The organism is Embleya sp. L77 (assembly GCF_055557415.1).
Map to the genome: position 1 here is coordinate 3,083,747 of NZ_CM145710.1, position 13,078 is coordinate 3,096,824.

7 protein-coding genes and 1 pseudogene are annotated in these 13,078 nt (G+C 72.1%); 6 read left to right on the top strand and 2 right to left on the bottom strand.

Annotated elements, in window-relative coordinates; all coding sequences use genetic code 11:
* Nucleotides 1–225: 225 nt before the first annotated feature.
* The 5 genes and pseudogenes from ACZOOI_RS42915 to ACZOOI_RS42935 all read left to right on the top strand — a co-directional run.
* Nucleotides 226–826: pseudogene (locus tag ACZOOI_RS42915) on the top strand (STAS domain-containing protein); the annotation flags it as partial.
* Between the two features lie 506 nt (nucleotides 827–1,332).
* Nucleotides 1,333–3,888: a DUF7617 domain-containing protein gene (locus ACZOOI_RS42920; RefSeq protein ID WP_465282244.1), complete on the top strand. Its 2,556-nt coding sequence runs from the start codon at nucleotides 1,333–1,335 to the stop codon at nucleotides 3,886–3,888.
* A 437-nt stretch (nucleotides 3,889–4,325) separates the two neighbouring features.
* A complete protein-coding gene (locus ACZOOI_RS42925; RefSeq protein ID WP_465282245.1) occupies nucleotides 4,326–5,075 on the top strand; it encodes a (5-formylfuran-3-yl)methyl phosphate synthase in 750 nt (249 codons plus the stop codon).
* An 8-nt stretch (nucleotides 5,076–5,083) separates the two neighbouring features.
* Nucleotides 5,084–6,571 (top strand): aldehyde dehydrogenase family protein, encoded by a 1,488-nt coding sequence (locus ACZOOI_RS42930; RefSeq protein ID WP_465282246.1) that lies wholly within the window; start codon nucleotides 5,084–5,086, stop codon nucleotides 6,569–6,571.
* On the top strand, nucleotides 6,568–7,656 hold the full coding sequence (locus tag ACZOOI_RS42935) for an NAD(P)-dependent alcohol dehydrogenase (RefSeq protein ID WP_465282247.1): 1,089 nt from the start codon (nucleotides 6,568–6,570) through the stop codon (nucleotides 7,654–7,656). Before ACZOOI_RS42930 ends, ACZOOI_RS42935 begins: the two co-directional genes overlap by 4 nt.
* Nucleotides 7,657–7,705: 49 nt before the next feature.
* On the opposite strand, the gene ACZOOI_RS42940 is transcribed toward ACZOOI_RS42935, so the two are convergent.
* Both ACZOOI_RS42940 and ACZOOI_RS42945 read right to left on the bottom strand, forming a co-directional pair.
* Complete coding sequence (locus tag ACZOOI_RS42940) at nucleotides 7,706–8,611, bottom strand: class I SAM-dependent methyltransferase (RefSeq protein ID WP_465282248.1); 906 nt, start codon at nucleotides 8,609–8,611, stop codon at nucleotides 7,706–7,708.
* Nucleotides 8,612–8,937: 326 nt separating this feature from the next.
* Complete coding sequence (locus ACZOOI_RS42945; protein ID WP_465282249.1) at nucleotides 8,938–10,068, bottom strand: acyl-CoA dehydrogenase family protein; 1,131 nt, start codon at nucleotides 10,066–10,068, stop codon at nucleotides 8,938–8,940.
* 1,104 nt (nucleotides 10,069–11,172) lie between these two features.
* On the opposite strand from ACZOOI_RS42945, the gene ACZOOI_RS42950 reads away from it, so the two are divergent.
* On the top strand, nucleotides 11,173–12,849 hold the full coding sequence (locus ACZOOI_RS42950; RefSeq protein WP_465282250.1) for a hypothetical protein: 1,677 nt from the start codon (nucleotides 11,173–11,175) through the stop codon (nucleotides 12,847–12,849).
* The last annotated feature ends 229 nt before the right edge of the window (nucleotides 12,850–13,078 follow it).

Below are 13,078 nucleotides of genomic sequence, written 5' to 3' on the forward strand. Positions count from 1 at the left end.
GTGGTCGGGGTCGGGGTCGGTGTCGCGCCCGCGGCACCGGGGTGCCGTGACCGCGCCGACGCCCCGGCGCGAAGCGTATCGAATTATTGACCCATGGCAACTGTTGCCGATAGACATGCGTCATGGGATCGGTGCGCGCTCTCCGACCCGCGATCGACGGACGGGACGAGGAGTCGGACATGACGCACGCGGCAGGCCAACGGGGCGGCGACCAAACTCGTCACGGTGTTCCTGGAACAACGCCGTGAACAGTTGGCGCAACGCTGGGCCGATCTGCCGCTGTTTCGGACCGTCTTCACGGCCACCCGGGAAGAGGCGGTCGAGGCGTGCCGAGCCGTGGTCGACGCCCTGGCCGCGGTCGCGGTGACCGGGCGCACCGAGGACGTGGAGGCACCCGGGTTCGACGCCGTCCGCGAACAACTGGGCAGGATGGCGGCACTGCGAGGGCGCGCGGGACGAACGCCCGGGTCAGGTGGCCGGCGAGGTGGCCGCCTTGAAGCGCTCCGCCCTGGAGATGCTGAACGCCGAACTGCGCGACGAGGACGTCGAACTGCGACACACGGCCGTGATCTGCCTGCTCGACCTTCTCGGCACACTGCGCCTGGTGGTGATGGAGACGGCGCTGATCGAGGGGCACGACCTGATCGCCCGCCAACGCCTGCAACTGTCGGAGTTGGCCACGCCGGTGATCAAGCTGTGGGATCGCGTGGTGGCGGTGCCGCTGATCGGCACCCTGGACAGCGCGCGAAGCCAGGTGGTGATGGAAAACCTGCTCGACGCGATCGTCGCGCACCGCGCGGCCACCGCGATCCTCGACATCACGGGCTCCCGCGCGACCCGAACGGCCGGTAGCGGTAGCGCCTCGGCCGGTACGCACAGGCGGTGCGGCACGACCTCGCGCCGCGCCAGGACCGGGAGTACCCGCGCGACCCCGAGCCGCGGCTGCTCGTCCACCCATCGCCGCAGCAGGGGCAGCGCGCGCCCGTTTGGCGCCGCCAACTCCCGTACCCGCACGTCCGCCACGGACACGCCGGGCAACGTCGCATGCATCGTCACCGTTCTCGAGTGCGGCCAACGCGTCCTCGTAGCGGCTGGTGATCATTGTCTCGACGGTGGCACGGGCACCTGTCGCCACCGGCACGTCCCGCCTCGTACGGCCGTTCGACCGGCCGGCGGGAGTGTTCGGCAGTCGGTCGATAACAAGTCGTATTTGGTCATGATGTAACCAATAGGAAAAACCGGGTCCAGTCCGCACCGTTCGCCGCCCTACCCTGATCCACGGCCCGGCCTGACGGCCTGTCAGGCCGTTCGTCGATCCGAAGTGGAGAACCAGTGCCCAAGAGCCCGCGTGCGCCCGCTTCCACCCGTCAACCCACTCCGACCCGCCCGTCCGTCGCGATCCGCCCGCTGCGCGCCGCCACGGCCGTCCTGCTCACCACCGTCCTGCTGATGTTCGGCGTGGGCGCCCCCGCTCCGGCCGGCGCCGTCGACACCCCGTCCACGCTGGTGAAGAGCGTTCGGAATGCCACCCACCCGGGGGCCGCGGCCGCCGAGCACGGGGACACCCTCGACTGGACCGTCCGCTACCGAAACGCAACCACCGGCGACACCCCCGCCCCGGCCTCCGTCACCGATCACCTGGCCGGCGCGGGCGGTGCCCAGACCTACGTGCCCGGCTCGCTACGCGTACCGCCCGGCTGGGCCGCGAGTTGGTCCACCGACGGCAGCACCTTCACCGGCACCGACCCGGGGGCGGCCACCACCGCGGTCCGCGCCGAGAACCCGCTCGCCCTGGCCGGCGGCACCTCGCTCGCCACCCTGGCCCTCGGCCCGGTGAAGCCGACCCCGCAACCCACCGGCGGCGACGGGTTCACGCCCGTGCTGCACCGCACGGCGAGCGGCGAGATCGAGTCCTGGAACATCTACCACCACGCGGCCCCGACCGCCCCGCAGGCCGTCTGCCTCAACCTGACGCTGGGTCAGCCCTGCGCCGGCGGCCCCTGGCCGCGCCCGCTGAACACCACGCCCGGCCCGCTCGGCAGCGGCGCCACCGGCGACATCGGCAGTCCGCTGACTCCGCAGTACGTCCTCGACCCGCTCCACCCCGACCAGTTGCTCTACCCTGCGGTCACCGCGTCCGAAGTCGGCGTCGGCTGCCTCGACCTCGCCGCGCACGCCAACTGCGGCTTCGTCCCGTTGGCCACCATGGGCGGCTCGCCCAGCAGCGCCAACAACCTGGCCGGCCTGGTCCGGGTCGGCGACAGCCTGTACGGCGTCGCCAACACCGGGCAGGTGCTGTGCCTGACCCTGGCCACCCGCACCCCGTGCGCGGGCCAGCCGTACGCGCCGATCGTCGCCGCCAACCACGATCTGCCCGGCACTCCCGCCGCCCTCTACCTCGGCGGCCTGACCACGGTCGGCAGCCGGGTGTTCGCCTCCTCCTCGCCGCAGGGCGGTGGTTCCACCGTCTCCGGTCCGCCCGTCCTCGGCTGCTTCGACACCGCCACCGCCGCCACCTGTGCGGGCTGGACCACCCCGCACACCGCCGGCCCGAGCAGCGCCTACTACACCTACGACGTCTTCGCCTCCTACGACACCGCCGGGCACGCCGACGGCGTGTGCACCAGCGCCTCCGGCGGACCCAACGTCCTGACGACCTGTTACGGGCTCGACGGCTCCGCGCACACCGCGCCCGCCACCCTGTCCTCGTTCAACGGCAGCACCCTGACCTTCAGCCCCGAGACCGTCACCACGCCTGCCGGGACCCGCAGCTACTTCCCCGCCTGGGGCGGCGGCCTGGCCGGCGGAACGATCTGCCACGACTGGACGGCCGCCGCACCCTGCGCCGGCTTCCCGCTGCCCGCCACCCACCCCGGCGTCAACGGCGGCGCCACCCGCGACTACGGCTACACCTACGACGCCACCTCCCGCTGCCTGATCGGCCTCGGCGACGCCGGCTACCTGTTCTCCCTCGACCCGACGACCGGCGCCAGCCCCTGCGTGCACAGCGGTGCGAGCGTCACGCTGAAGCCCGCCGACTTCTACTGCGACGGCGGCAGCGGCAACATCCAGGGCTACACCCGGGCCCGGCTGACCGGCCTCGACCTCACGCACGTCGACCCGGCCGCGTCCCGCGCGACCGTCACCGACCCCGACGGCACCGCGATCGCCACCCCCGGACTGGCCGCCGACGGCACCGTCGACCTGACCGGCATCGACCCCGCCGCGCACCCCGCGATCACCGTCACCGCCCAACTCGTCCTCACCACGGCGGGCGACTTCGGCTCCGACAACCATCCCGCGCTGGTCGTCGAGTACCGGGGCGACCCGCCGCAGATCTGCTTCCGCACCACCGTCACCGCCGACTGCGCGACCACCTCGATCGCCAACACCGCGACCGGCACCGACCCGACCGGCGCGTTCACCTCCAACACCGTCACCACCGCCGTCGCGCCCGGCGCGGGCTGCCAACCCAAGGTCAGCGTGGAGAAGGAGATCTGCGGCTCCCTCAACGCGCACGACTGCGCACCCGGCGGACCCGGGCCCTGGGCGAAGACCAGTCCCGTCGGCCTGCTCGGTCTCCTCGGCACCGCGCACTGGCGGATCACCGTCAGCAACGCCGGTCCCGTGGACGCCGCCTCCGTCACCGTCAACGACGCCACCACACCCGCGTGCCGGCAAGCCGCCGGCACCTTCACCCTCGCCGCCGGGAGCAGCCGCCGGGTCCACTGCGACTCCCTGCTGCTGGCGCTGCCGCTGAAGAACACCGCGTCCGCGAGCTTCGTCGCCGCGAACTCGCCCGCCGGCACCCCTCGCACCACCACCGCACCGTCCTCGGCGGTGGCCTGCTCGCTGCTGTGCATCCTGGCGGTGCCCGGCAAGGACTGATCCGCCTCCGCCTGCCCTCGACCCCTCCCCGCCGCGGCTGCCTGTCGGGCGGAGAGGGGTCGTCGGGTTCCGATGGGCCGTTGGGGGGCGGGGATCGTCAAAATCCCTTTGGCACCGAGGTGTTGGGCCTTCCCCGGGCACCCCGGTCGGCGGGGTCGGTGGGGCGGGCGGGCCGAGCCGGGAGAGGTCCGGTGGGAGGGTCGGGTTCGCGTTCGCGTCCGCCGACCGCATGGCCCGAACGCCGGGCGTTCGTCCGGGGTTTGTTCGCGCCCGCGCGGGCGGCGCGTGTGGGGGCGCGCACCGGTGTGGTGATCCATTCGCGCTTCGTGCGCCCTACCGGAGCCGTCGGGGCGTGGTGATGATGAGCGAACCGTAAGTGACCCAGGCGACTTCGCGCACCGGCTCATGGCGGGCGCGCGGGGTGGAAGGAGTCCGCGTTGTTGCTTCTCATCTCCCCCGACAGTGTCGAGGAAGCCCTGGATTGTGCGAGGGCGGCGGCACATCTCGACATCGTCGACGTCAAGAAGCCCGACGAGGGCTCGCTCGGCGCGAACTTCCCCTGGGTGATTCGGGAGATCCGTGAAGTGGTTCCGGCGGACAAGCCGGTATCCGCCACGGTCGGCGACGTCCCGTACAAGCCGGGTACGGTGGCCCAGGCAGCGCTGGGCGCGGTCGTCTCCGGAGCGACCTACATCAAGGTCGGTCTGCACGGATGTACGACGCCCGAACAGGCCGTCGAGGTCATGCGAGGGGTCGTTCGGGCCGTGAAGGACCACCGGCCGGACGCGTTCGTCGTCGCCTCCGGCTATGCCGACGCTCACCGGGTCGGGTGCGTGAATCCGCTCGCGCTCCCCGACATCGCCCGTCGCTCCGGCTCCGACGCCGCCATGCTCGACACCGCGATCAAGGACGGGACACGGCTGTTCGACCACGTTCCGCCCGATGTCTGTGCGGAGTTCGTACGGTTGGCCCACGAGGCCGATCTGCTCGCCGCCCTCGCGGGCAGCATCAAGGTCGGCGACCTCGGCGAACTGACCGCCATGGGCACGGACATCGTGGGTGTGCGCGGCGCGGTGTGTGCGGGCGGCGACCGTACCAGGGGGCGGATCGACGCACGGTTGGTGGCCGACTTCCGGGCGGAGATGGACCGGCAGGCCCGCGCGCATGCCGCCGCCGGCGCGGCTTGAGGGCCGTCGTGCCGATCGAGGTTCCACGCGAGGTGTCCGAGCGCGGCAACGGCTGCTTCCCCGTCGTGGACCCGGCGACGGGTGAACCCTTCGACGAGGCCCGCGACCGGCGGTCGCGGGAACTGGACGCCGTCGTCGACCGGGCCCACCATGCCTGGCCCGGATGGCGGGCCGACTCGGCCGCACGGGGCGTCGCGCTGCTCGCCGCGGCCGACGCGGTGGCGGCGGCCGCGGGCGACCTCGCTCCGCTGCTGACGCGGGAACAGGGCAAGCCGCTGGCCGAGTCGCACGCGGAGGTCGCCCGCACGGCGGCACGTCTGCGCTATTTCGCCGCGCTGGATCCCGGCAGGCAGCCGATCGTCGACGGCCGGCCGGTGCGCGGCGAGATCCGCTGGCGCTCGCTGGGGCCGGTGGCCGCGATCGTCCCGTGGAACTTTCCCCTCCAACTCGCGTCGGCGAAGTTCGCGCCCGCGCTCGCCGCGGGCAACACGGTGGTGCTCAAACCCTCCCCGTTCACCCCCCTGGCGACGCAACTGCTGGGATCCGTCGTCTCCACCGCGCTGCCCGAGCACGTCCTGACGGTCGTCACGGGTCGAGAACCGCTCGGCGCGTGCCTCGCGGCCCATCGGGGAATCCGGCACGTCACGTTCACCGGTTCGGTTGCCGGCGGACGGGCCGTCGCGCGCGGCGCGGGCGCCTCGCTGGCGCGCGTGACCCTGGAGTTGGGCGGCAACGACGCCGCCGTGCTGCTCGACGACGTGGACGTGGACGGCATCGCGGATCGCCTGTTCTGGGCCGCGTTTCGCAATTGCGGACAGGTCTGCATGGCGATCAAGCGGGTGTACGCTCCGGCCCGACTGTACGCGCGGGTGGTCGAGGCCCTCGCGGATCGCGCGAGGGCGGTGGTGGTCGGCGCCGGGCTCGATCCGGGTACGCAGCTGGGGCCGCTCAACAACCTTCCCCAATTGGCACGGGTGGAGCGGTACACGGCGCGGGCGCTGGGCGACGGCGCGAGAGCGGCGGCGGGCGGTCGGCGACTGGACCGGCCGGGCTACTTCTTCGCCCCGACCATCCTGGCCGATGTCCCGCCCGACAGCCCGGTGGTAGTGGAGGAACAGTTCGGACCGATCCTGCCGGTGTTGCCGTACGACCACCTCGACGAGGCCGTGGCGGCGGCCAACGGCACCGGCTTCGGGCTCGGCGGCTCGGTGTGGAGCACCGACCTCGACCGGGCGGAGGCTGTGGCGGAGCAGCTGGAGTGCGGGACGGCGTGGATCAATCACCACGCCGAGTTGTCCCTCGCGCAACCCTTCGCGGGGACGAAGGACAGCGGCGTCGGCGTCGCGGGCGGACCCTGGGGGCTGTACGGGAACCTCAGACCGTTCGTGCTGCACCGGCCCGAGCCGGGGAGGGAACCAGCGGCCGAGGAACGACAGGGCCGGGACCCGGACGGGCGCCGGCAGGACGGGAATCCACCGTGGAGGGAGCGGCCGTGAGATTCGACGCCGCGGTACTGCGCTCCTACGAGGGCCGGTTCGCCGTCGAGACGGTGAACCTGGACGGCGGCCCGGGACCCGCCGAGGTGCTGGTCGAGATCGCGGGCTGTGGGATGTGCCGGACCGATCTCGCGGTGCGGCACTCCGCGGGCCGCTCACCGCTCCCGGCGGTGCTCGGTCACGAAGGGGCGGGGGTCGTCGTGGAGACGGGGGGACCGGACACCGGGTTGAACGTCGGCGACCATGTCGTGCTGAGCTTCGACTCCTGCGGGCACTGCCGGAGTTGCCTGGGCGCATCCCCGGCCTACTGCGACTCCTTCGCCCCGCTCAACCTCTACGGCGGACGACCACGGAACCCGGCACGCTTCACCGACACGGCCGGGGGCCGACTGGCGCCGCAGTGGTTCGGCCAGTCCGCGTTCGCCGAATACGCGATGGTCTCGGCCCGAAACGCGGTCAGGGTCGACCCGGCCCTGCCCGTCGAACTGCTCGGACCGCTCGGCTGCGGATTCCTCACCGGTGCCGGCGCGGTGCTGAACTCCTTCGGGATCGGCCCCGGCGACACCCTCGTGGTCTTCGGTGCGGGAGCGGTGGGCCTGGCCGCGACGATGGCGGCCCACGCCGCCGGAGCCTTCGTCGTGGCGGTCGATCGTCATCCCGAACGGCTGGAACTCGCCGAACGATTCGGCGCGATCCCGTTGCCGGCCTCGACAACCGGCCTGCCCGAGCGCATCCGCCGACTGACCGACGGAGGCGCACGCTACGCGCTGGACACCACGGGCTCCGGGCGCCTGATCAACGACGCGCTGGGGGCCCTGCGCCCCACCGGCAGGCTCGGCCTGGTGGCTCGCCTGCACACCGCGTTGTCGCTCGAACCGGGATCCCTCGACCGAGGCCGAGGGATCTCCCACATCTGCGAGGGCGACGCGGTCCCCGCGCTGCTGATTCCTCGACTGACGGCACTGTGGCGGGCCGGGCTGTTCCCCTTCGACCGGTTGATCCGCACCTACCCGCTGGCCGACATCAACCACGCCGAACGGGACTGCGACGCGGGCCTGGTGGTGAAACCCGTCCTGATCCCGTAGGCCGCGAGCAGGTGAGCCGGGCCGGTCGGACGACGACGGGACAAGCCGATCACCGCCCGGGCTTGTTCGCGAAAACCCAGCGGTTGCCCGCCAGCGCGTCGTTGTGTTCGGGCAGCGGGCCGCGCCCGTGCCGACGGGTGAAGTCGAACGGGGTGTGGATCGAGGTGGACCAGCCCTTGCCGGCCAACTCGCCCGCGGAATCGGGTCGCGAGTCGCGGGCGAACAAGGCGAGCAGGTCGATGCCGATCTGGTGCTTCGTCGAGGTGTAGATCGGACTGTCCCGGTACTCCCACAGATCCTTCTCCAGCTTGACCTCGAACGCGAGAGCGCTGCCCCCGGTACTCAACCGATCCACCGTGTCGATGAGATACGTCTCGACGACGCGGGGCAGGTAGAACAACAGCCCCTCGGCCAACCAGACACTGGGAGCACCCGGCTCGAACCCGGCATCGGTCAACGCACCGACCCAGTCGCCGCGCAGATCGATCGGAATCGGCACACGGGCCGACTTCGGTACGGCGGACAGACCGCCGAGCACATCGTGCTTGAACGCCAGTACGCCCTCCCGGTCGATCTCGAAGATCACACAGTCGGACGGCCACTCGAGTCGAAACGCACGAGCATCCAACCCCGCCCCGAGCAGGACCACTTGGCGTACGCCGGCACGCACCGACCGAAGGAGGAAGTCGTCCAGAACCCGCGTCCGCAGACCGAAGTAGCGCGCGAAGCGCCCCCACAAAGGGTTCTCGTCCCCGTCCGGGACCTGCTCCATGCGCACCGGCCATCCGGCGGACGCCGGGGCCGCGAGCACGAAGTGCTCCGCGTAGACGTCCCGCGCCAGGCTGTCGCGGCGGTGGGTCTCGATCGCCCGCGCCGCGGCGACCATCAGTGCGGTCAGACCGACGCCCCCTCCCACACCCTCCGCGTGGATGTCCCGACGCACGATGCCGACCATGAGTCCCCCTGAGACGAGCCGTGACCATGAATGGCGAGGACGACGAACCCGGGCCGCCTGCCGAACCGGAACCCGGAGGCGAGCGAACCCGGATCCGAAACCGTGCCGGAACTCGGACGCGGACATCGTCTTCTCATCCACCATCGCGTCAGGACTCCTCCACACGCGCGGGAATCGCCCCGATTCCCCCGTTGGAGTGAATCAGTGGTGAAGGACGGTGGGGACGGTCTCGCCGCTCGGGACCGGACGGACGTGGTTGCCGGTGGAGGGATGCGGCGGGTGTCGTGGTGTGTTCGGCAACACGGCGGACGTCCGGCCTGTACGGCTCACACGGCGTTGTCGCCGTACTCGGGCTGTTCGCCACCGGTCAGGCGTTTGCCGATCATGTCCCGGCAGACCTCGACCGAGAAGGCCATCAGTGCGCCGGCCTGGGCGTCGCGGAAGTGTCGCTGGATCGGGGAGGACCGCAGGAAGCCCGAGCCACCGCCGACCCGGAGCCCGAACTCCGCGATCTCCTTCGCTACTTGGTTGGCGTAGAGCTTCGCCTCCACGGCGGCGACGAGGGCGCCGGGCTCGTTCCGGTCGGCGAGCCACATGGATCGTTCCGCGAGAACGCGTGCGGCCAGGAGCTTCACGTGCGCGTCGGCGGCGTCGAAATGGACCCATTGCATGTCACCGACCGGTTTGCCGGTACTCGGTACGACACGTTCGCGGGCATGGTCGGTCGCCGCGTCGAGCGCGGCCTCGGCCACACCGATCGACAGCCACGGCAGGCCGAGCGCGATGATGTTCGGCGCCGTCGGGTCGACGATGTGGCATCGATTCTCGTGGCGCAGCAGGGTGTTGCGGAAGTTCACCAACTGGCTGCGGGTGCCGCGCAGGCCCATCGAGTCCCAGATCGACACCATCTCGATGCTGTCGTCCCGGCTCACCCCGAAGAACGCCGGCCCGTCGTCGAGCAGCGCGTTGACCAGGAAGTGGTCCGCGATCTCACAACCGGACACGAACCGCTTCGCGCCGTCCAACTCGAAGCCGCCGTCCACCGGTTCGGCCCGCTGGAGCGGCATCAGGAACAGGTTCCCGCCGGTCGGCTCCGACAGCGCGTTCGCGAACCGTTTGCCCGCCGCCAACTCCTCCGCATAGACCGGCGGGCCGTAGCCGACCAGCGCCTGCGCCGCGCCCAGATGCATCGTCCAGACGCACGCCGTCGACGGGCATGCCTTGCCGACGATGCGAAGGATCTCTCCGAGCGCCTGGTAGGACAGCCCGGAGCCGCCCCGGTCTCGGGGCATCGCGGCCATGTCCAGACCGGCCTTGTGCAACGCGGTCAGATTGGCAATGGGCAGGGTGGCCTCGTGATCATGTTCATCCGCCGCCGCCGCGAACTGCGAGGCCAGATCCCGCGCCGCGTCGACGAACCGCTGTTCTTCCCTGGGAACCGCAAACGGTGAAGTCACCGACCCAGCCTAGAAGTTCCCTACGGATGTCGGGGTCGGTTCCGGCTGGTCGCGGTCGCCCGCCGAGGTCTGCGGAACGTCCGACACCATCCCACGACCCCGGATACCGTGCGGTGCGGTCAGCCGTGGGCGGAACGGCAGAAGCGGGCCTCGGGGGCATCGTCTCGCCGGCCGCTGAACCGAACGCCGAAGTCACAGGCGGCCCAGGGATCGACGGCGCCCACCTTGGGCGTGGCGCGGCCGGGTCGGCCGCCTCGTGGCGAGGTCTCGGACGCGGGGGAATGGTCGGCGCGGTCCGACGCACCGGATCCACGCGACGACGGGGAGGATACGGACGATCGACTGTCGGCGCGCGGGCCCCCTTCCTGCGGGTCGGGAGGTGCGGTTCCCGCCGGAGTCGCGGGTGTCACGGCGCCGGTCGAACCGAGGGAATTCGTCGTGGACGGCGAGATGCCGGGCGTGCCGGCGTCGGGAAGAGGGACGCTGTCCGCGGCCAGGGCGGGATCGAGAGCCCGGGTAGGGGTGGTTGTCGGCGCGGTATCGCAGGCGGCCACGAGCAGGAGCAGGAGAGCCGCCGCGGCGGCCGGTCGAGTGATATGCACGCGTTCCTCCGTGAGCACGGGATTTGTCCCACAGGGGGTAACGCGTGCAGGCCCGGGGAGTTACTCCGGTGCCGTGCCGGCCTCGCGGCGCGGGGCACGAAGCACGCCGGGCGGTGCACGGATTCGGACCCATCGCGTTCGGACGTCTTTCGGCGCAGGTCACGTCGGCTTCCCCGACCGACCCGGGCGGATCTTCCGGTGCCGCCGACGCCGCGATCCGGCGACTGATCCGTTGCCGGGCCGGGGGTTGCTCGTTGAACCGGTATCGCGGCCGGCGCGTGCCCACGTGACGGTACGGAAGCCGGGGTGCCCGAATCACCCGATCGACGACGGCGAGGAGCCGACCATGGCCGAGAGGATCACCTTTTCGCCGAGTCGGGCCGGCGCAACGAGCGCCGCACTTCGCCCGTGGCCACACGCCGGTCCGGCCGCCCGCGCGCCGGCGGCCTCCCGCCGACGGTGTCCGCGCCCAGCCGAACCGTCCGAGAACTCGGGAGAACCGTTGACCACCCACGCCTCCGCCGTTCCGGCCACGCCCCTGTTCGTCATCGAGTACCCCGAAGACGGCACCGCGACGGTGGACGGTACGCCCGTCTACGTTCCCGAGGGAGCGGAAGCCCGGCACGCCGCCATCGACGAGGTCCGCTTCACCGCGTCCCTCCTCGACCGGCCCGTGCGCGCGATCGACGTCGACCCGGACGGTACGCGTTATCCCCTACTCATCGACCCGGACGGGACGCTCACTTTCCTGGCCGAGCCCCATCCCGATCCCGACCCGGACACCCCCGACGACGAGGCGCACGCCCCGTCGAACGAGCAGGGTGCGGCATCGACCGACGACCACGACGACCACGACGGCGACTTCGGCGAGTGGTGGGTCGACACCGACGGTAACGACCCGCACCGGCGGGCCACCGACGAGCACGACCCGCCCGAGCCGCACGACCCGCCCGAGCCGCCGAATCCGTCCGAAGCCGACCCGCCGCCGGCCGAGCAGCCGCCTTCGACCGCGCCCGCGCGACCCGGGCGCGCGCGGCGGCGTGCCACCCGCTCCCGCATCCGCGTCGCGCCGGCCGCGATCGCTCTCGTGGTCGCCACGGCGATCACGGTCGTCGCGGTCCTGGTGTGGCCGGACGACGAGTCCGCAGGGTCCCCGCCGAGCGCGACCTCGCGTGCCGAGTCGGCCGCGGTCACCGCTCCGGCCGGCTGGCGACAGACGTCCGCCTGGTCGCGGTCGATCGCGCCGCCGGGGGCCGGTCGGCCGAGCGTGGCAGCACTCGGGGGCCTGCTGGCCGCCCTCACACCGGACCGTCGGGTCGCCCTCCTCGATCCGCACGACGGGCGGATCGATTGGATGGGTGAGCCGCTGCCGGCGGGCAACGCCGCGCTGCACGCGACCGGCGACCCGGCCGCACCGGTGCTCGTCGCCGAGACCGAGGGCCGACTCGTGGTGTGGGCCCCACAGCGCGCTCCGCGACCCGCGCGCCTGCCCACCACCGTCGAACTCGCACCCGGCGCCCGCGTCAGCTACGCGGGCGCCCTCCCGCTGGTGACCGGGGCCGACGGATCGGCCGCCGCGCTGCGCGGCGATGCCCTCGTTCCGGTTCGGTTGTCTCCCGGAACCGTTGCGATGGCCGCCGACGCGGCACACGTCCTCGCGGGGCGCACCGTCGGACCCTGGGAACTGCTCGGCTTCGACGGGAGGACACGCGTGGTGACTCCGCTGCCGCCACGCCCCGGCGCGCGCATACTGCGTATGGCCGGCGGAGGGCACGGGACGGTCGCCGTCGTGTGGTCCGGCCCTGGAGACGGCAGTGAAACACTCGCCGTGCACGACTCGTCCTCCGGCCGGGTGGTCGCCGGCGCCGACGCCCCCGCCGGGTCCCTGGCGAGCGCCTGGATCCGCCCGGCCGGCGAGACCCTCGCGGCTTTGGGACCCGTCGTCGTCGATCTCGCCGGGGGGCGCTCGTCGGTCACCCCGGGCTTCGTGGCCCGCTCCGTCGCCGGTGGCCGGGTGTACGGCACGCGCGACCACCACACCGTCGCGTTGACGACGTCCGGCGTCGTCGCGGTGCCGGACCGGGCCGCCATCCCCTGGAGCGTCAGCGCCGGCCGCGCGATCCTGCTCACCGGCGACGGGGACCGAGCGGTCCTGCATGCCGTGGATCCGGCGCCGTGATCGACCAGGCTCGGACGCGTGGCCGCAAGCGCATCGGCCGAGTTCCCGGCGCGGTCGGATGCGGGGAGTGCCGGCATGCCGACATCCGTGGCCGAGAAGCGTGCGGGGAGGAGGCGAGGAGTCGATCGGGCTTCCCGTATCCAGCCCCCGGTGGCCTTTTCCTTCGGAGGTTTCGACCAAGCAGTAGCGCAAATAAATTCCGGCAAATCAATGTATAAACGTGAATGTG